Source organism: Mariniphaga sp., from assembly GCF_041687215.1.
Classification (GTDB): Bacteria; Bacteroidota; Bacteroidia; order Bacteroidales; family Prolixibacteraceae; genus Mariniphaga.
On record NZ_JAWLCI010000033.1, the window covers coordinates 24,731 to 46,021 of the forward strand.

Below are 21,291 nucleotides of genomic sequence, written 5' to 3' on the forward strand. Positions count from 1 at the left end.
CTAAACTTGCAGAGACTTTTAATATAGGGTTAGGAAAAGAAAAAAAGATTATATGACAGCAGGCAAGACAATAAGGCTTAGTAAACTTGCAAGAGAATTCAATGTGGGAATTCACACCATCGTGGAATTTCTGCATAAGAAAGGTTTTGATTACGATACAAACCCGAATACGAAAATCTCTGAAGACGCTTTGGCACTTTTGGAAAAAGAGTATAAAGTTGATTTGAACCTCAAAAAGGAATCAGAAAAAATAATTCTGAAAAGCCACAGGCCAAAACAGGAGGTTATTTCTATTGATGACAAGCCTGCAGAAGAAGAAGATTTTGACGATGAAGAGGAGGATTTCGAAGAAGAAATTCCCAAAGTAACTCCCAAAAAAGCACCAGCTCCCGAGGTTAAAAAGAAAAAAGAGGAGGAAGCTCCTGTTGAAAAGCCTAAACCTGAAGATAAAATTAAGGTTGTAGGAAAGTTTGATTTGGAAAGCCTGAAAAAACCTGCAAAAAAAGTAGAAAAAACAGCACCCGAAAAGCAGGAAAAAGAACCTGAAAAAGAGAAAACACAAAAAGTTGAAAAAACTGAGGAACAGGCAAAACCTGCAGCCAAAAAAGAAGAAAAACCAGAACCGGTTGAGACCCCGGAAGTAAAAGAAAAACCAGAAAAAGAGCCGGAAAAAGAAGCGGAAAAAACCAAAGAAGAAACCATAGAAACAGAAGTTCCAAAAGTGGAAGAACTCAAAGTAATCGGGAGAATTGACCTTGATGCGTTGAATCAAAAAACGCGGCCTGCGAAAAAATCGAGAAAAGAACGCGAAAAAGAACGGAAAGAACGCAGGCGACAAAAAACACCCACAACCAAACCGGAAGAAAAGGCTCCCGCCAAACAAGAAGAACAGATTTCGGAAGTACCTGTTAAAAAAGAAGAAATAATAAGGGCCAGATCAGGCAAACTTAACGGGCCAACTGTAGTTGGAAGAATTGATTTACCCGAGAAAAAAACAGGTGTTCAAAAAGATACTTCCGATTCAACTGCCAGGAAAAAAAGAAGAAAAAGAGTCAAAGAATCAGGCAGGATAAAATTTGAAGATAAACCCGGAGAAAAGGGAAGAGGAGATCAACAATCACAGAAACCAACCGGTAAAAGAAAAAAAGTTCTGCTTAAAAAAGAGGTGGACGAAGGAGAAGTTCAAAAGCAAATTAAAGATACGCTGGCACGTCTGACCTCAAAAGGAAAATCAAAAGGTTCCAAACACCGTCGTGATAAAAGAGCTGCAGCCAGTGAAAGGGCACAGGCAGACCAGGAAAAACAAACCCAGGATAAAAAAGTATTGAAGGCAACCGAATTCGTTTCGGTTAACGAACTGGCCAATATGATGAATGTAAATGTAAATGAAATTATTTCATCTTGCATGAGCCTTGGGTTGTTCGTGTCCATTAACCAGCGGCTCGATGCTGAAACGCTCTCTATTGTGGCCGAAGAATTTGGGTACAAAGTTGAATTTGTAAGTGCCGATCTGCAGGATTCATTTGACGCTGAAGAAGATGCCGAAGAGGATTTAAAACCTCGTCCGCCCATTGTTACTGTTATGGGACACGTTGACCACGGAAAAACTTCATTGCTCGACTACATAAGAGACACCAACGTAATTGCCGGTGAAGCCGGAGGTATTACCCAGCACATTGGAGCTTACCACGTGAGTTTGGAAGACGGCCGTGAAATTACGTTCCTCGACACCCCGGGCCACGAAGCATTTACTGCCATGCGTGCACGTGGTGCACAGGTTACCGATATTGCCATTATTATTGTGGCTGCCGACGATAACGTTATGCCCCAGACAGTTGAAGCAATAAATCACGCAACCGCTGCTGGCGTACCCATTGTTTTCGCCATAAATAAAATTGACAAACCCAACGCCAATGTTGAACGCGTTAAGGAAGAACTGGCCAACATGAACTTTTTGGTGGAAGACTGGGGAGGAAAATACCAGTCGCAGGATATTTCGGCAAAAGCAGGCACTGGCATCGATGAACTTCTTGAAAAAGTTTTACTTGAGGCTGAATTACTGGAACTTAAAGCCAATCCAAACAGAAGGGCAACAGGTACTATTATCGAATCGACACTGGACAGGGGGCGCGGTTATGTGGCCACAGTTTTGGTTGAAAACGGAACACTTAAAGCCGGTGACATTGTTTTGGCCGGACAGTATTTCGGCCACGTAAAAGCCATGTTTAACGAGCGAAATCAGAAGATTGATGCTGCCGGGCCGGCTGAACCAGCCATCATTTTAGGTCTCGACGGTGCGCCACAGGCTGGCGATAAGTTTAACGTAATGGAAAATGAACGCGATGCCCGCAACATTGCCAACAAGCGTGAACAACTTGCCCGCGAACAGGGTCTCCGCACCCAGAAACATATTACCCTCGATGAAATCGGACGTCGCATTGCCATTGGAAACTTCCAGGAACTGAACCTGATTGTAAAAGGCGATGTGGATGGTTCAATTGAAGCGCTTGCTGATTCGTTAATTAAACTCTCTACCGAAGAAATTCAGGTAAACATTAAGCATAAAGCGGTGGGTCAGATTTCAGAATCAGATATTCTGCTGGCCGCTGCCTCCGAAGCTATTGTTATCGGATTCCAGGTGAGACCGTCAATGAGTGCGCGTAAACTCGCCGAAAAAGAACAAATCGATATTCGTTTGTATTCCATTATTTATGACGCCATTAACGAAATAAAGGCAGCAATGGAAGGAATGCTTTCACCTGATATTAAAGAAGAAATTACCGGGACTGCTGAAGTCCTCGAAACATTTAAGGTGACCAAAGTAGGTACCGTTGCCGGTTGCATTGTGCGCGATGGCAAAATTACCCGGAATTCAAGAATCAGGGTTATCCGCGATGGTATTGTAATTTACACCGGGAACCTTGGCTCTCTGAAACGTTTTAAAGAAGATGTGAAAGAAGTGAAAAACGGATACGAATGCGGATTGAATATCGAAAACTTTAACGACATGAAAGTTGGCGACCACGTTGAAGCATTCCAGGAAGTTGAGGTAGCCAAACAGTTGTAGCAATCAAGTTATCAACAACAGGCATTTCATTATTAATCAGAAAATTCTGCTTTCCAGCTCACCGGTTTTAGTAGTTTTGGGGAAAACTCAGGAAAAATGAAACGTAACCTGGTTATTGTTGTAATTATCATTTTGGCGGCTGCCACAGGATACTTCTATTTTACAAACAGATCAAATCCTTTTTTAAAGGACACCTCTGTTTACAGGGCAGTCCCGGTATCGGCGCCTTTCTTTTTTGAATTGAATTCCATCCGGAGCATACCATTCGAAAATTCTTTTGTAAATGAATTGGAAAAAGCAGGAATTGGTGCTAACTGGTTCAGCTTTTTACATGAAGCAGATTCTTTAATTTTGGGTAAGGATAATTTACCAAAAAGTTTACGCAACACTTCTTTTCTGCTTGCTTACGGAACAGCCGGCAGAAATGAGTTGGTACCTCTGCTCATCACAAATTCGGGTTCGAATAGCCGGGAAAATGCTTTGACAGAATTTATTGAAACCGTATATCCTCCTGAAATATTTAATTATTACTCAAGGGATTACGGGAAACATCAGATAACGGAAATTACTGACAATAATAATAAAGAGATTCTTTTCTTCTCTTTTGCAGACGATTTGCTGCTGGCAAGTAACCGGGCAATTATTATCGAACAGGCCATCAGGCAACTTTCAACCAACGGAATTCAAAACAATCCGTATTTTCTGGAAGTGAACAGGAATTCCTCATCTCAAGACGTTTCATTGTTTATTAATCACAATTGGATTAACAGTTTTTTTACCGGAGTTTTAAATCGTAAAGCCTTTGAAAAAGCAGATGAATTTGGGGTAACCACGCGTTTTCAGTTTACATCAAATGCCGAAAAGTTCAGGGAGTTTGCAGCCTGGAGCGAACTTGGTTTTCAATTTAAAGACGGACAACTTGTATTAAACGGAACTTCTGCTGCCGACGATTCGCTCAATCATTTTATGTCGGTTTTTGATAACCAGCAACCAGTTCGTTCCAAAGCAGAAGAAATTCTGCCATACAATACCTCCTTTTTTTGCAGTTTTTCTTTTTCCGATAAGAAATCATATTTCGAAAAACTGGAAGAGTTTTATATCCACTCTCCGGCATATTATCACCGCGAAGAGCGGATGAAAAGATTCGACCGGGGTTTCAGGGCCAATGTGCGAAAAGTTTTTCAGGACATGGTAAAAGATGAAGTGATTGCAGCCACTACAACCATCCCGGTTGACCCCTCAAATAAAACAACCCTGTTCATTTTACATACCGAAGGACGCTCTGCAACTGAAGAGCGACTTCAGAATTTAATGGCTAATTATGCCACCCTCACCGAAACCGAAATCAATAATTTGTTTTCCGATTTTTCAACAGATAATGAAACTAAATTTCGCATTTACCGCTTTCCTTATCCCTCTTTTCCCGGATTGTGGATGGGCAGTCCTTTTGAATTGGCTGATGCAAGGTTTGTAACGGTTTACGATAATTTATTGGTGTTTTCAAACACCGAACAGGGCTTGCAGGAATATTTGCTAAACATGGTTCGGGGCTCCACACTTGCGCGCGATAATGGGTATCAGCAATTCCGGCAAACCAGATTGAGCCGGACAAATATTAATGTATTTGTGGATGTAAATAAAGCTTTTAGCCTTCGAAATGAGATTTTCGCAACCGGCCTTTTAAAACAAATTGAGGAAAAAGAGGAAACTCTTCGCCGGTTTGGAATGGTTAACTGGCAAATTCAGCGTAACAAAAATTCATATTTGAATTCGCTGGCCATTGATTTCCAAACCGAAACGGATGAAAATGCACAAACTACCTGGCAAAGTCAAATCGGAAGTGATATTGCTACCAAGCCCCTGCTGGTAATAAATCACACCGACAAGGCCAATCGTGAAATCATTTTTCAGGATGTTCAGCAAAACCTTCACCTGATATCTGGTTCAGGTTTTATTCGCTGGACTGTTCCGCTGCCAGGCCCGGTATTGAGCGAAATTAAACAGGTGGATTATTACAAAAACGGCAGATTGCAGTTTCTTTTCAATACCAAAGATAAATTGTACCTCATCGACCGAAACGGCAACAATGTGGCTCATTTTCCGATTACCTTAAAATCTCCGGCCACCAATGGTGTAAATGTATTTGATTATTACAATAACCGCGATTACCGCTACTTTGTAGCCGGGGAAGACCGCAAAATTTATGCATACGATTTTGAGGGGAAAATTATTTCGGGTTGGATTTTTGGTCAGACTGATTCTGAGGTAGTTACTCCGGTTCAGCATTTCAGGATATCGGGGAATGATTATATCGTATTTAAGGATAATTCGAAAATTTACATTCAGGACAGGCAGGGAGAAACACGGGTTCCGGTTTCTAAACAGTTTACTAACAGTAAAAATCCGCTGGTTTTTAATCTGAACGGAACGCCAAAAATAGTGGCAACCGATTCAGGTGGAAAAGTGTATTATCTCTATTTCGACGGAAAAGTGGAAGAAAAGAAAACGGCACGGTTTAGCGAAAACCATTTTTTTACTGCAGATGATTTAGATGGAAATGACATTCCTGATTTTGTTTTTGTTGATGGAAGTGAAGTTACTGTAATGGATGAAAACGGGAAAAAACTCTTCAGCCAAAAACTGGACAATCCAATTGGTCACCAGCCAAATATTTACACTTTTGCTACCGATCTGAAAAAAGTTGGAGTTACAGATGCCACATCAAACCATATTTATCTTTTTAATCCAGATGGCAAACTGCATCAGGGATTTCCTTTGTTTGGGAACAGCGAATTTACCATTGGAAAACTTTCCGACAGTTCAACCGGTTTAAATTTGGTTGTTGGCAGCGAAGGTGGAAAATTGTATAACTACACCTTAAATTAATAGAAACATCACATTTTCAAAATCATATCAATCAAATTGTCGTCGTGGTCCAGCCCCATTTTTTTGCGCAACCTGTAGCGGTGATTTTCCACGCCACGCACAGAAATGCCCAGCAACGGCGCAATTTCTTTCGATGAAAGGTTCATTCTTAAAAAGGCGCATAATCGTAAATCTTTGGGAGTTAAATCAGGAAATTGCTCTTTCAAATTGTGGAGGAATTGCTCATGGGCACGTTCAAAATTGGTTTCAAATAAATGCCAGTCATCCTGGCTGGATATGTTGTCGTCAATTTTTCTGGTAAGGCTTAAATAATATTTGTCGGGATACCGGGAACCCAACTGGTCCTTATGCCTGGAAAAATCTTGTTTCAGTTTAAGCAGAAATTCATTCTTTTTAATTATCGCCATGGTTGAGTTGGCCAGCTCCTTGCTTTTATGCTCAATTTCGTTTCGGAGCTTTTCATTTCGAAGTTTTATCAGTTCCTGTTCTCTTTTTTCAAGCCGTCTGCGTTCCTTTTTTCGGGTTCGCTTTATTCCCCAAATTTGTAACCCAAATACTGTTAGCAATAAAACCAGAACATAGCCGGTTCGTGCATAACTGGTCAGGTACCATGGCGGTAAAACTTCAATAAAAAGCTGGTGCTGTTTACTTTCATTCTCCCATACATCAGTTGCTTTTATAAGCAAGGTAAATTCACCGGGCGGCAACCTGTCGAAAGTAAATACCGGTTCCGTTTTTTTCGCAGACCAGTCCTGATCTATCCCTTCCAGTTTTGCCTGGAAATAAATGGGCTGGCTGGTAAAATGCGGAAATGCATAACGCAGATGGACATTGTTAAACCGGTGTTTAATTTCAACATTGTCACTGTTTCCCGGAACAATAAGCTTATCGCCCTGGCTGCTGGTCAACAAAATTTCCCGCATTGTAGGTGTAAAATTTTTAATTTCAAATAGGGTATCGGTTTGTGCAGCATCCACCCGTGCAATTCCGTTTTCCAGACAAACAATGGCTTTTGTTGATGTCAGAGGCAGAATATTTTCGAAATCATCTATCATTTCATAGGGCGAAAAAACCTGTTTTGGAATTGATTTTACCAGCTTTACCATATTATCTCTAATATGAAATAATCCGATTTTTTCTTTGGTAATAAACCAATAGTGGCTCTCAGGTGCGGTAACAATCCGGTGTGCCGATGCAAAGTGCCCCAGTTCTTCATTTAAAAATGTAAAAGGCACAATGGTGTCATCCAAATCATTATAGGTAAATAGTTTATCGGCAGTTGTGAAAACAATCCGGTTTTCAACTTTAAATACATGAATGGAATGATCTTTTTTAAAGGCTGAATTTTCGCCGTAATATTGAGTACTTACAACACTGTCGCGCGATGAATTAAGCTGAAGTTTATAAATTCCACGGTGCATGTGGCTGGCCCAAAGATTGCCCAGATGGTCGAATTCAATATAGCGGATAAGATCGTAAAAACCTTTAATGATTCCGGTTTGTTTGTAAACCGAATTTTCCTGTTCCAGAATAACCATGCTGGTGTATGTAGATTCAATTATTCGTCCGGGAACAAAGGGGTCTTCCCTAAGGGAAAAACCACCTGCCTGTTCAGAAATTAATTGGGTTTGATCATTTTGTATGTATAATATTCCATGGTTAAAACCCACGAAAAAATGATTATTTAAAACCGAGCAGTTCCAAACCTGCCCCCGGCTTTCGGGTATAAACTGGTAGCCGGAATTGCCTGTGGCGGAAGATTTTGAAAACAATCCGCGGTTTGTTCCGAGGTAAATTTTATTTTCAAAAACTGCGGCATCATAAATACTGCCAATTCCGGGAATTGATTCAATCTCAATCCCATTGTTGAAATTCTCTGAAATAAAATCTATACCGCTGTCTAATGCCAGCCAGGTGTTTCCAAAAATATCTGATGAAATTCCAAGTACCGTGTTATTTTGAAGTCCGTTTAATGTTTTGTAATTTTTAATCCGCTGCTCATTTTTATCAAAAACCGAAAGACCGTCAACAATTGTTCCTATAAACAACTCTCCGTTTGGATTTATATGCGCTCTGTTCACTTCATTTTTTATAAAATAATCGTTCCATTCCGGATTCCATTCGTTTAATTCTTCTCCGTTCCAGAGAAAGATACCGTCGGCGATTGTCCCTATCAAAATTTGTTCATTATGGTAAGGAAGTATAAATCTGAAACTCGTGTTTTGCCATCTTACATCAGTAATAAAAGGTACTGCTTCGTTATTTTCAATGGAAAAAATACCCTGTTCCGAAACTCCGAGAAGAATTTTATCACCCACTTTGCACATGGTGTTGGCAAATCCTGAAAACGATATTCCCGAAATGGTATTATTACTGTATTTCAGAATTTTAGAAAAGGAATGAAAATATACCTCATCATTCAAAGTACAAATGGTCCAGAATTCATCATTTCGCGAAAGATGTTCTCCTGCGAGTTCATTTAATGAATGATAGTTTAGTTTTCCGTTTGAATCTTTTTCCCAATATCCCAATTCCCGGTATCCGCCGGTAAAAATAATACTGTCAGAAATTACTTTTACTGAACGCAGGATGGTTTGGTTGGGTAGTTTATAAAGTTTCCAGCTTGTGCCATCGAATTCGAGTAATCCGGCATGGTTGGCAAAATACATAAAACCATTTGGGCTGGCATCCACCGACCAATTCTGGTTGGCAGCATTGTACTCTTTTTTGGTAAAGTTTTTTAGCCCCGGTTCAGTTGTTTGCGCCCATAAAAAGGAGCTTTGACAAACACCAAAGAGGATGAAAACCTGAAATATGGAACAATATTTTTTCATATAAATTAGGTCAGGCAAAAGATAGTAAAATTACGCTTGATGTAAAAATATGTGAATAATGTAACATTTTTCAGAAATAATGTAACATTTTAAAAATCAGGCTGATTTATCTTTAATCATTAAGCTGGTGGATAACAATAATAAGATAGAGTAACCCATTTCAATGTTATTTTATTTTATCTGTCCATCGAAAATTAGCTACATTATTCGATAAAAATAAGTATTGAATTAATTTCAATTTTTAACAATGAACAATTTTTAAACATCTCAATTATATATATATAAGTAACAAAATTTGAATTTGATGAGGTAAAAATGAGGCCGACCTCTTACTTCATTTTCCATTGAGAAGCAGTAGTGAGGCACGTAATTTTTTATTTATTAAAGGATGTCGGAAATTTGAAAAAACAACTGAAATAAAATATGAACTATGAAAAAATTATCAATTTTCTTTCTTCTCTTTCTTTCGGTTACCATGCTTTTTGCACAGCAAAATATAACTGTAACAGGCAAGGTAACTGATGAACAAAACCTGGGACTTCCAGGTGTGACCGTTCTGGTGAAAGGAACTCAAACCGGTACAGTAACCGATTTTGACGGAAATTATTCCATTGAGGTTCCTTCTAATGCAACCCTGGTTTTTAGCTACATTGGTTTTCTTACAGAAGAAATAGCAGTTGATGGGTCAACCGCTATTAATTTAGAAATGAATGAAGACATTATCGGTTTAGAAGAAATTGTGGTTGTGGGTTATGGACAGTTAAAGGTTAGAGACCTTACATCGTCTATTACAACTGTGAATGCAGATGAACTTGTAAAAACACCCTCCGGCCAGGCTATGCAGGCATTGCAGGGGAAGGTTGCCGGTGTACAAATTGTTAGCGCCGGTTCTCCGGGAGGTGAACCAACGGTAAGAATTCGCGGGATTGGATCGTTCCCAACCAGCAGCAACTCATCGCCGCTTTATGTGGTTGACGGAATGTATTTCGATAATATCGATTTTCTGAATCCATCCGACATTGAAACACTTTCGGTATTAAAAGATGCATCGGCATCGGCTATTTATGGGGTAAGAGCTGCAAATGGCGTAGTTCTTATTACCACCAAAGATGGGTCACTTAATACTGAATCTGTTATTACTTATGAAGGTTACATTGGGATGCAGGTGCCGCAAAATATGCTGCAAATGGCAAATGCCCAACAGTTTGTGGGTTAACATCAACCAAACCGGTTCAGCAGCCGACATCAGTTTTATTGAAAATGCCATGCAACGCTATGGCAGAAGCCGGATAAATCCGAATGTTCCCAATATGAACACCGACTGGTATGCCGAAATAATGAAACCTTATGCCTTGCAGCAAAATCATTCACTGTCGATTCTGGGAGGGAATGACAAAACCTCTTATTCGCTTGGAATGAGCTATTTTGATCAGGAAGGATTGCTGGAAAGCGAGAGTTCATTTAAACGGTTGAATTTAAGAACTAAAATTGATCATCAGGCCAACAACTGGCTTAAAGCAGGTGTAAACTTCAATATAAGCAACGCAACCAGGTATATTGCAAGCGATGGAGCCTGGTTCAGCGCATATCATGCAGTGCCCATTTTGCCGGTTTTTGATGATGAAAATTATGAACAGCTCCTGTCTGACGAAATTGCTAACCCAAGCCGTTATTCAAGTGCGCAGCTCATAGGATACCGTGGTTCGCAAAACCCGTTTTTAAGCCTTGATTTTAACGAAAACAGACAGGATATACGGAAAGCACTTTCCGGAATATATGCCGAGGTAGATTTAATTCAGGATAAACTGAAATTTAAAACTAATTACAATGTTTCGCTTATGTTTTTAAAAGGCAGGAATATTGGATTACCTTATTATATTACCAATTCCACAAACCGGGCGCTTTCATCGATATCATCCACCCGGACTACCGAAGTAAATCAGTTTTTTGATAATACACTTACTTTCACCGATAGTTTTGGCAGCCATAATTTAACTGCTATGGTGGGTACCTCCTATCGTGACGAATGGTATGATTACCTGAGCGGTTATGCTGAAGATATTCCGCTGAATGAAAATTCATGGTATATCGATCAATCCTTGTCGCAATCATCTAAAACTGCGGGTGACAATGCGGAACGACTTTACGGTGTTTCCTATTTCGGAAGGATTTCCTACAACTACAACAACAGGTACATTGCCTATTTTACCCTCCGCCAGGAAGGTACTTCAAAATACCAGGAAAAATGGGGAACCTTCCCTGCATTTGGTTTGGGTTGGGTAGTTTCCGAAGAAAACTTTTTCCAGGGAGTTAACCTGTTCGATTATCTGAAATTAAGAGGCGGTTGGGGCCAGTTGGGAAATGACAGAATTGCCCGGCAGGACGGAGCAAATACAACCAATCCGGTTTTTCTGGCAATAGACGACTCACAAGTGAACGGAACAGTTACAACCAGTACATTTGGATACCTGGGCTGGGAAACCGTTTCAGGCACCAATATAGGTATTACAGCCGAAATGTTTGATGGCCGTTTAAGCATCGAATCGGATTATTATATCAGAGATACCGAAAATGCAGCCATTCCGGTTAGTCTTAAGCTGCAGGGTGGCAGTGTATTGAGAAATGTTGGAACCATTCGTAACCAGGGCTTTGAAGTGGTTTTGAACTGGAGCAATAAAATTTCAAACGATTTCAGGTACAATATTGGCGCCAATTTCTCCACGTTGAAAAACGAGGTAACCGACCTTTACGGTCAGGCTTATATAAACGGAGGATCGGCAGAATTTCGTCAGCGCTCACAAATTGGCGAACCTCTAATGTCTTTTTATGGCTACGAAGTGGAAGGAGTTTATCAAACTGAAGCTGAAATTAACAACGACCCCATAGCTTCAGCAAATGGTCTTGTTCCCGGAGACTTAAAATTCAGAGATCAGGATGGAAATGATGTGCTGGACGATGATGACAAGGTATTCCTGGGTTCCTACATTCCTACATTTAATTATGGAGGTTCCATGGGAATAGCTTACAAAAACATCGAGTTTTCCATGAATATCATGGGGCAAACCGGCAACAAAATTCTGAACCGCAAACGTGGCGAAATTATCTGGACCAATGATACAAACATTGATGCCGATTTGGCGAACGGATTGTGGAATGGCGAAGGCACTTCCAATAAATACCCGTCGGCTTCAGGTTTAAGAAGGGGCTGGAACCAAAATTTCAGCGATTATCTGGTAGAAGACGGTTCGTTTTTCAGAATACAAAATGCACAATTGGCTTATAATTTAAAAGGCTCTGAACTTTTTGGCGAAGGAATGCCCGATGCCAGAATTACTTTTACTGCCGAAAGACCGTTAACCCTGTTTAAATACAACGGCTTTAATCCGGAAATACCCGACGGAATCGACAGACAGTTCGATCCTGTGCCGGCAGTATATACATTGGGACTAAATCTTAAATTCTAAAAAATGAAAAAGATGAAAGTAAAAAATATATTCAAATTCAATATCCCTGTTGTTATTGCAGGATTATTAATGGTTTCAGTAATCGGTTGCACCGATAAACTGGATGCTCCTTTTGAAAATGAAACATTTACAAGCGATGTGGATTACACTGTGGGTGAAAATATGATTCTCCCTCTGCTGGGTGCCTACCAGGGACTATATACCCGTGGTTGGGAAGAACCTGTAACGCTGGGAATACGTGGTGATGATGTAAACGCTGCCGGAGACCAGGTTCCCATGCAGGAACAGGATGAGTTTAGATATTTTCCAAGCCACTGGAATGCCAATGCCGTTTGGCAGGGACATTATAACGATGTTGTGAATGTGTTTACGGCAATGGATGAAATTGAAAAATACAGGCCTGCTGCAGGTAATGATGCGCTTGCCAATCAATACATTGCCGAATGCAGGGTAATTCGGTCCTATTTATACCTCAACATAGCACGAACATTTGGCGGCCTCATTATCATCGACGAACTGGATAATATTCAAAATACGCCGCTGAGCAATAAGGCGGAAGTTATGCAATACATTGTGGACGAAATGGCTGAGGTCATTCCCCAACTGCCTGATATGCACCCCAACAAACGAAATGATATCCGTGGTGGAATGACCAGATATACAGCTTATGCCATTCAGGCCTTGGCTTATCTCGAACTGGAAAACTACCAGGGCGTAGCCGATGCAACCTCTGCGATAATCAATTCGGGGGAATATGAGCTGGCCGACGATTTTTACCACCTGTTTAAAAAAGCCGGAAAACTGGATGATGAAAACATTCTTGAATTCCAGTTTTCAGACTTTAACCAGGGTGAAGGCGACCGGTTTGGTCACGGCTTTGCTCCATTTGGAATTGGTGGCTGGACACCGAAAGTATCAGGCGCAGGTGCAGGTTGGGGTTTTTATGAACCAACCATGAAATACATCAAATTTATGCTCGACAGGGGAGAAACTGTGCGTCTTGAAACCTCGGTTATATTTACGCCCGATGGTATTACGCAGGTTCAGAACGAATACGGTTCCATTCCGGAATGGATAACCAACACCAATCGTGAAGGTGATATATTCAACAATAATGCCCGCCTCAATTTTGTAAGCGGCAAGTTTGTTCAGCCTTCAACTGAACTCATTCCCGGAAGAACAGGTTTCGGAAGCAACAAAAACCTGATTGTAATCCGCTACTCCGAAATGTTGCTCATGTATGCCGAAGCATTAACCAGAGGGGCATCAGGAAGTGCCTCTTTAACGGCAGACCAGGCAGTAAACCTGGTGCGGGCAAGGGCCGGACTCACCAATTTGAGTAATGTAACAACCCAGCAGGTTCTGGATGAAAAATTTGCTGAACTGGCAACCGAATGGGGCATTCGTTTTTACGATATGGTAAGAACTGAGAACACAGCAGAATTGAGCCACGAAGGCAAAACATTCACCATGGATAAAGCCTATTTGCCGTTCCCGGCCGATCAGGTTGCTGAATTACCACAATTGGCAGAAGGAATTAACTAAAAAATGAATACAATGAAAACCATAAACAAAATTATATTTTTTGCTTTGGCTGTTTTTTTAGCCGGTGCATGTACACAAAACTATATCGATGATATATCGAAAGTGGAACCGGGGCCCGACGAAACAGCACCACAGGTAACCGTAAAGTTTCCGCCTGAAGGATACGAGCTTCAGACCAATGACGCCGTTGCTTCACTAAATATCGATTTTGAAGTACGCGATGACATTGAGATTGGGTCTGTTTCAATTTTAATTAATGGAAATGAAATTGCCAGTTTTAATGATTTTCTGGATTACCGTGTTTTTAAACAAAAATACCTTTTCGATAATGTAACCACAGGAACCCATGTACTTTCTGTTACCGCTACTGATTTGGAAGGAAAAACCACAACAAAAAATGTGAATTTTTCCAAAGCACCGCCTTATGTTCCATTGTATCCGGGCGAAGTATTTTATATGCCATTTAACAATGAATATAGAGATATGGTAAGTCTTAGCAGTGCTGCAGCAGTTGGTTCTCCAGGTTTTAGCCCAGGTATCCTTGGTGGTACCGGTTATGACGGAGCTACAGATTCATACTTAACTTTCCCTTCAGCAGGTCTTGCCGGAGGTGAGGAATTCAGTGCCAGTTTTTGGTTAAAAATTGATGCTTCTGCAGATAGGGCCGGAATTATTTCAATAGCACCTGCTGAACCAGCAGGGCCATCAGATAAACCAAGCGGGTTTGGATTTATACGTGAAGGTGGAGCTACCAGTCAGAAGTTTTTACTTCTTGTTGGTAATGGCACCAATGCATCATGGTTTAACCCGGGAGATCCGGCTACAATAAATCCAACAGTTCAGAATGGTTGGATTCACTTTGCAATCACGATTTCAGCAACAGAAGCAGCATTTTATATGGATGGCGAACTGGTTAGTCAGGGAGAATTCCCGGGCATTGACTGGACAGGAGTTGGCGATTTGTCAATTATGTCAGGCCAGCCAAATTTTTCCGGATGGAATCATAATGCAGAGCCTGGCCAGATGGATGAATTAAGATTATTTAATAAAGCACTTACCCAGGAAGAAGTTAAAACAATAATGCTTAAGGAACAAGCTGTATTTTATATGGATTTTGATGGGAATTATGAAGATGCAGTTAGTGAAACCGAAGCAACCGAAGTTGGATCTCCCTCTTTCAGTTTTGGGGGTGGTTTATCAGGAGATTCCTATCTTGGAGCAACCGATTCATATTTAACTTTTCCGTCTGCAGGACTAGCTCAAGGATCAGAATTTAGTGCCAGTTTTTGGTTAAAAATTGATGCCTCTGCAGATAGGGCTGGAATTATTTCAATAGCACCTGCTGAACCGGCAGGTCCATCAGATAAACCAAGCGGGTTTGGGTTCATCCGAGAAGGAAACGCTACCAGCCAGAAGTTTTTGCTCCTTATTGGTAACGGAACAAACGCAACCTGGTTAAACCCCGGCGCGCCGGCAACCATCGATCCAACATCTCAAACCGATTGGGTTCATTTCGCGATTTCAATTACAGAAACTGAGGCAGCATTTTACATGGACGGAGTGCAGGTTAGCCAGGTCGAATTTCCGGGGATTGACTGGTCAGGAGTTGGCGATTTATCAATTATGTCAGGCCAGCCAAATTTTTCCGGATGGAATCATAATGCAGAGCCTGGCCAGATGGATGAGTTATATATATTCCACAAAGCACTTTCGCAGGAAGATGTTCAAGCCATGATGAATGCAGAACTTTAATACGTTTTCTGTTTTTCATGGCCAGGTTAGTTTAGTTTAGTTAGTTTCATTTAGTAGGTTGAAAGGCTGCCTGGTTTAATTTCGGGCGGCCTTTCTTTTTTTAAACAGAGAATATGAAGAATTTTATAATGGTTGGTTTGTTGATTTTTCTGGCAACAGGATGCGGGCAATCTAAGAAAAACGGAGGAGAGCAGGAAACAAAAAGTGCCGTTTCTCTTTCCGACGAACAACTGCTCGATTCAGTGCAGTACCGCTATTTTCAGTATTTCTGGGATGGCGCCGAACCCAACTCCGGAATGGCACGCGAACGGTTCCATGCCGATGACGTCTATCCGCAAAACGATAAACACATTGTAACCACCGGCGGCAGCGGGTTTGGCCTCATGGCAATTCTTGTGGGAATCGAACGCGGTTTTATTTCCCGGCAACAGGGTCTTGAACGCTTTCAGCATATTGTGGATTTCCTGGAAAAGGCCGACCGTTTTCACGGTGTTTGGCCGCACTGGCTGAATGGCGAAACCGGGAAAGTGAAACCGTTTTCAAAAAATGACGATGGGGGCGACATAGTGGAAACGTCGTTACTGGTTCAGGGGTTACTGGCGGTAAAAGAATATTTTAAAGACGGAAATGCCGAAGAACAGCAACTGTCGGCCAAAATCGACCAACTTTGGCGCGAAGTGGAATGGGACTGGTACACTCGCGGAGAAAACGCACTTTACTGGCACTGGTCGCCTAATGTGGGCTGGGAAATGAACCATAAAATTACCGGGTACAACGAGTGCCTGATTACTTTCATTCTGGCAGCTGCTTCGCCCACTCATCCTGTTAAACCCGAAGTTTATCACGAAGGCTGGGCGCAAAACGGCGCTATTTCAGGTGAAAATACCACCTGGGGCCACACATTGCGTTTAAAGCACCACGCCGATCCCGAAAAAGGCGGACCACTTTTCTGGGCGCATTATTCTTATCTCGGCCTTGACCCGCGCGGGCTCACTGACAAATATGCCGATTACTGGGAGTTGAACGTTGCCCACACCATGATTAACCGGCAGCATTGTATCGAAAATCCAAACGGTTATAAAGGTTACGGCAAAAACTGCTGGGGACTTACTTCAAGTTATTCTGTTCCGGGTGCCGGACAGTTTTTCAGAGGGCAGACCGACGAAAAACCAGAAACAGGCAATTCCGGGCAAACCGGTTATGCCGGGCACCGTCCGTCGTTCGATTTGGGTGTGATTTCGCCCACAGCGGCACTCTCATCATTTCCGTATGCACCCGATGAAGTAATGCCGGTTATCCGTCATTTTTACGAAAATCTGGGCGATAAAATCCGGGGTGAATACGGTTTTTACGATGCATTTAGCGAAGAGTACGAATGGTATCCGCAACGTTACCTTGCCATCGATCAGGGACCGGTTCCGGTGATGATAGAAAACCACCGCACCGGGTTGTTGTGGAATTTATTCATGCAAAATGAAGATGTGCAGCAGGGATTGCAAAAACTGGATTTTAGCAGTCCGCATTTTGACTAATCATGGTAAGAATCCTGTTTTTAACCGGAATATTAATTTTTGCACAGGGAATTGCCCGGGCGCAGGAAGTATTCTTTTTTACCGAAGGAACCGACAATACATTTTACGATCAAGGTGTAGTTAGTAAAGACAATCTGGGAGAAAGTACGTTCGAATTTACGCACCCGCCCGGCGCTCCGCAATACAACGACAAAGTACCTTGCTCCACCACGGCATATAAAGGTTCCACTTCGCTGAAATTCAACTACATTTCGGCTGAAGACGGCAACTGGCGGGCTACCATTTATCGTTCCGACTGGTCAACCGCTGATATTTCCTGTTTGGATTCGCTGGCATTTTATCTTTTTTATGAGACTGAACTTCCGGCCTCAGCATTGCCCTTAATTGGTTTCCGGGCGGTAAATAAAAATGGTTCGGGCGATGTGAACTCGCAACTTTTTTCCCTGGCAGATTACAACGAAAATATTCCGGTAGGTGAATGGACAAAAGTGAAATTCCCGCTATCTGTGCTTTTTAACGACAGCGAAAGTGCTGACCTCGATTTCACCAAAGTAAAAGGCATCATTTTTAATCAGTCGGAAAGTAACGGAACATCGCGACTGATTCTGATTGACGAAATTTCAGCCTATAAAAAAATTTCCGAAATTCCTGCCGTAGAAAATCTTGTGGCAACAGGTTACGACAGTCATGCCGAACTGAACTGGGATTTTCCCATGGAAGATTTGGCTTACCGTATTTACGCTTCGTTCGACGGGGGAGCGAATTATGAACAGCGTGCCGAAACCACCGAAAATTATTACCTCGATTTCGTTTCGGAACAGGAGCGGAACAGCGAGGTGCTTTACCGGGTGGTTTCCACTTTTCAGGAAAATGAATCGGAGCCGGCAGAAACCTCAGTTCAAATCCGCGATTTTTCTGATGATGAACTGATGGACATGGTGCAGCGATATTCGTTCCGGTATTTTTGGGAAGGCGCCCACCAGGCTACCGGCATGGCACTGGAACGCTCCAACGGAAACGGAAGCACCGCCGCTTCGGGCGCCACCGGCATGGGATTAATGGCCATGATTGTGGCCCACGAACGGGAATACAAACAACAGGAAGAAATCAAAGACCGGATTCTGAATATCCTGGAATTTCTGGAAAATTGCGAACGGCACCATGGCGCATGGTCGCACTGGTACAATGCCGACACATACGAAACACAGCCCTTTTCTACCGACGACGATGGCGGCGACCTTGTGGAAACGTCGTTTGTTGCCCAGGGGTTGATTGCCCTGAAAAACTATTTCACCGACGCCGATGCCAAATCGGTTCAAATTCGGGAGACGGCTGATGAACTTTGGCGCGGCATCGACTGGGACTGGTACCGCAACGGCCAAAATGTGTTGTTCTGGCACTGGTCGCCCAACATCAACTTTCAGAAAAACATGAAAGTAACCGGCTGGAACGAATGCCTCGTAACTTATGTTATGGCTGCCTCCTCTCCCACCCACGGTGTTTCCAAAGTGGTTTACGATCAGGGTTGGGCAGGCAATGGCGCCATGGTTAATCCGCGCACATTTTACGACCACGAAATCCGTTTGTCGCCCGACTGGGGCGGCCCGCTGTTCTGGATTCACTATTCACACCTGGGCATCAATCCGCACGGTTTATCCGACAAGTATGCCAATTACTGGCAGGAACACGTGAACACGGCAAAAATCCATCATACGTATGCAATCGATAATCCGAAGGATCATGCCAATTACAGCGATAAAAACTGGGGGCTCACCGCCAGCGACGATCCGTATGGTTACACCGCCCACCAGCCGGTACACAACGACAACGGGACCATCAGCCCCACGGCAGCACTGGGCAGCATGCCCTACACGCCCGAGGAATCCATGAAAGCACTCAACTATTTTTACCGCGAACGAGGAAAAGAATTGTTTGGGAAATTCGGACCGTACGATGCATTTAACGACAACCTCGGCTGGGTGCAGGAAGCGTATATTGGAATCGACCAGGGCCCCATTGTAGTGATGCTGGAAAACCACCGCACCGGCCTGCTTTGGAATACCGTGATGGAGGACGCCGATGTGCAGGCCGGACTCGATAAACTGGGATTTCAGTATCAAGTTTCCTCTTCTTCAGAAATACAGGAAATAAAAGCTGACCTGAAAATTTATCCGAATCCTGCCGGAGATTATTTTTTTATCAATTCGAATCCTTCTTTTCAGAACAAAAAAATTACAATAAGAATGACAGATCTCGGTGGGAAACTTGTTTTAACGAAAGAAATTGCATCGTCTCCTGCGGATTTCAAAGTGGATTGTTCGGGTATTGATTCCGGATTTTATATTGTTGAACTGTCCGACGGAGAATTCATTTTTAATACAAAACTGCTGATTCAAAACAAATTAAAATGAAAAGAACTTTTGCCGCGTTGTTTATAATTATAAGTTTTTCTGCTCTGGGGCAGGAACCAGTCCCGCAAACCTACTGCAACCCGCTCGACATCGATTACACCTACATGGTTTACAATTCGAGCCGGAATATTTCTTACCGTTCGGGCGCCGATCCGGCAGTCATTGAATTCAGGGGCGAATATTCCATGTTTGTCACCCGCTCGTTTGGATACTGGCATTCAACAGATTTGGTCAACTGGCAGTTTATCAAACCGGCGCAGTGGTTTTTCGAAGGAAGCAACGCGCCAACGGCATTTAATTACAAAGATTCGGTGGTTTATTTTGCCGGTGACCCCGCCGGGTACGGGAGCATTCTTTATACCGACGATCCCAAAAGCGGGAAATGGACACCCACCGCTTCCATCACCAACAACATTCAGGACTCCGAATTATTTATTGACGATGACGGAAAAGCTTATTTGTACTGGGGTTCATCCAATGTACATCCAATTCGGGTGAAGGAACTGAATAAAAACGATCGTTTTCTGGAAACCGGGGTGCAAAAAGAATTAATCAACCTGGTGGAAGAAGAACACGGCTGGGAACGTTTTGGCGAAAACAATTTCCATCCAACGCTAAAAGAGGGTTACATGGAAGGTGCCTCAATGACAAAACATGATGACAAATACTATCTGCAGTATGCCGCGCCCGGCACCCAATTTAATGTTTATGCCGATGGCGTTTACATTGGGGAAACACCGCTCGGCCCGTTTACTTACATGAAAAACAATCCGATGAGTTTTAAGCCGGGTGGCTTTACCAACGGCGCCGGCCACGGGGTAACGGTGAAACAAACCAACGGGCAGTACTGGCATTTTGCCACCATGGCTTTGGCTTCCAACTCACACTGGGAACGCCGTGTGTGCATGTTCCCCACTTATTTTGATGACGAAGGCCTGATGCACTCCGATACGCATTACGGCGATTACCCGCGGTTTGCGCCCAGTCACCCAACAAAAGCCGGACAGCATAACGGTTGGATGTTGCTGTCTTACAAAGGCAAAACCACCGTCTCTTCATCGCAAATGCAAATTCGGAAAAGTACTTCAACCGATGACGATTATGAAATTTCTGAAATGCCGCTGGTGAGGAACAGAGAAGGAGAAATTACTTCGGAATTACTGACCGATGAAAGTCCCAAATCCTATTGGGTGGCAGAAGCCAATGACGATAAACAATGGGTGGAAATTGAAATGGTGAACCCGGGAAAAATTTATGCCTTTCAACTGAATTATCACGATCACGAATCGGGTATATACACACGCGTGGATGGGCTTCGGCATCGATTCACCATTGAGGTTTCGGAAGATGGCGAAACCTGGCAAACAGTGGTTGACCGAAGCAATAGCTGGAAAGACACACCCAATGCCTACATTGTTCTCAGTCATCCGGTTAATGGTAAATTTATCCGGTATAATAATATTGAAGTGCCGGGCGCGAACCTGGCGATGTCCGAAATCAGGGTTTTTGGGTTGGGTTTAGGTGAAAAACCAGCTCAGGTAAAAGGGTTTAAAGTTAATCGTGAATCCGACCGCAGAGATGCCACTTTCTCATGGAACCCGGTAAAAGGCGCACAAGGCTACAACATCCGTTGGGGAATTGCGCCGGACAAATTGTATCAGTCGTGGCTGATTTATGAAGACGACGAATTGCTGATGCGCAACCTGGATAAAAATACAACCTATTATTTCACCATAGAAGCGTTTAATGAGAACGGCATTTCAGCACAAACAGAAATCATTGAAATTGAATAAAAATCAG

10 protein-coding genes are annotated in these 21,291 nt (G+C 42.6%); 9 read left to right on the forward strand and 1 reads right to left on the reverse strand.

Going from position 1 to position 21,291, the window contains the following annotated elements; translation table 11 throughout:
• Nucleotides 1-52 precede the first annotated feature (52 nt).
• The gene (gene infB / locus ACESMA_RS12525; RefSeq protein WP_372949171.1) at nucleotides 53-3,067 is read left to right on the forward strand and encodes a translation initiation factor IF-2; all 3,015 of its coding nucleotides are present in this window, start codon (nucleotides 53-55) and stop codon (nucleotides 3,065-3,067) included.
• A 96-nt stretch (nucleotides 3,068-3,163) separates the two neighbouring features.
• Entirely contained in the window at nucleotides 3,164-5,953 is a 2,790-nt protein-coding gene (locus ACESMA_RS12530; RefSeq protein ID WP_372949172.1) for a hypothetical protein, read from the forward strand.
• Nucleotides 5,954-5,961: 8 nt separating this feature from the next.
• Here the strand turns inward: ACESMA_RS12530 and ACESMA_RS12535 are convergent, their stop codons facing one another.
• Nucleotides 5,962-8,787 (reverse strand): LuxR C-terminal-related transcriptional regulator, encoded by a 2,826-nt coding sequence (locus ACESMA_RS12535; RefSeq protein WP_372949173.1) that lies wholly within the window; start codon nucleotides 8,785-8,787, stop codon nucleotides 5,962-5,964.
• Nucleotides 8,788-9,217: 430 nt separating this feature from the next.
• Between ACESMA_RS12535 and ACESMA_RS12540 the strand changes: the two genes are divergently transcribed.
• The 7 genes from ACESMA_RS12540 to ACESMA_RS12570 all read left to right on the forward strand — a co-directional run bounded on the left by ACESMA_RS12540 (nucleotide 9,218) and on the right by ACESMA_RS12570 (nucleotide 21,284).
• A complete protein-coding gene (locus tag ACESMA_RS12540) occupies nucleotides 9,218-10,003 on the forward strand; it encodes a TonB-dependent receptor plug domain-containing protein (RefSeq protein ID WP_372949174.1) in 786 nt (261 codons plus the stop codon).
• A complete protein-coding gene (locus ACESMA_RS12545; protein WP_372949175.1) occupies nucleotides 9,981-12,251 on the forward strand; it encodes a SusC/RagA family TonB-linked outer membrane protein in 2,271 nt (756 codons plus the stop codon). Before ACESMA_RS12540 ends, ACESMA_RS12545 begins: the two co-directional genes overlap by 23 nt.
• Nucleotides 12,252-12,254: 3 nt before the next feature.
• Complete coding sequence (locus tag ACESMA_RS12550) at nucleotides 12,255-13,796, forward strand: RagB/SusD family nutrient uptake outer membrane protein (protein ID WP_372949176.1); 1,542 nt, start codon at nucleotides 12,255-12,257, stop codon at nucleotides 13,794-13,796.
• Nucleotides 13,797-13,808: 12 nt separating this feature from the next.
• Nucleotides 13,809-15,548: a LamG domain-containing protein gene (locus ACESMA_RS12555; protein WP_372949177.1), complete on the forward strand. Its 1,740-nt coding sequence runs from the start codon at nucleotides 13,809-13,811 to the stop codon at nucleotides 15,546-15,548.
• A 113-nt stretch (nucleotides 15,549-15,661) separates the two neighbouring features.
• Nucleotides 15,662-17,080 (forward strand): glucoamylase family protein, encoded by a 1,419-nt coding sequence (locus ACESMA_RS12560; protein WP_372949178.1) that lies wholly within the window; start codon nucleotides 15,662-15,664, stop codon nucleotides 17,078-17,080.
• A 2-nt stretch (nucleotides 17,081-17,082) separates the two neighbouring features.
• Entirely contained in the window at nucleotides 17,083-19,491 is a 2,409-nt protein-coding gene (locus tag ACESMA_RS12565) for a glucoamylase family protein (RefSeq protein WP_372949179.1), read from the forward strand.
• Nucleotides 19,488-21,284, forward strand: coding sequence for a family 43 glycosylhydrolase (locus tag ACESMA_RS12570; protein ID WP_372949180.1), 1,797 nt, complete (start codon nucleotides 19,488-19,490; stop codon nucleotides 21,282-21,284). Before ACESMA_RS12565 ends, ACESMA_RS12570 begins: the two co-directional genes overlap by 4 nt.
• Nucleotides 21,285-21,291: the final 7 nt, after the last annotated feature.

Bases quoted from the DNA above. Each gene is read 5' to 3' on its own strand.
- ACESMA_RS12555 (WP_372949177.1), top strand. From the start codon at position 13,809: ATGAAAACCATAAACAAAATTATATTTTTTGCTTTGGCTGTTTTTTTA.
- ACESMA_RS12565 (WP_372949179.1), top strand. From the start codon at position 17,083: ATGGTAAGAATCCTGTTTTTAACCGGAATATTAATTTTTGCACAGGGA.
- ACESMA_RS12530 (WP_372949172.1), top strand. From the start codon at position 3,164: ATGAAACGTAACCTGGTTATTGTTGTAATTATCATTTTGGCGGCTGCC.
- ACESMA_RS12560 (WP_372949178.1), top strand. From the start codon at position 15,662: ATGAAGAATTTTATAATGGTTGGTTTGTTGATTTTTCTGGCAACAGGA.
- infB (WP_372949171.1), top strand. From the start codon at position 53: ATGACAGCAGGCAAGACAATAAGGCTTAGTAAACTTGCAAGAGAATTC.
- ACESMA_RS12570 (WP_372949180.1), top strand. From the start codon at position 19,488: ATGAAAAGAACTTTTGCCGCGTTGTTTATAATTATAAGTTTTTCTGCT.
- ACESMA_RS12545 (WP_372949175.1), top strand. From the start codon at position 9,981: ATGCCCAACAGTTTGTGGGTTAACATCAACCAAACCGGTTCAGCAGCC.
- ACESMA_RS12550 (WP_372949176.1), top strand. From the start codon at position 12,255: ATGAAAAAGATGAAAGTAAAAAATATATTCAAATTCAATATCCCTGTT.
- ACESMA_RS12540 (WP_372949174.1), top strand. From the start codon at position 9,218: ATGAAAAAATTATCAATTTTCTTTCTTCTCTTTCTTTCGGTTACCATG.
- ACESMA_RS12535 (WP_372949173.1), bottom strand. From the start codon at position 8,787: ATGAAAAAATATTGTTCCATATTTCAGGTTTTCATCCTCTTTGGTGTT.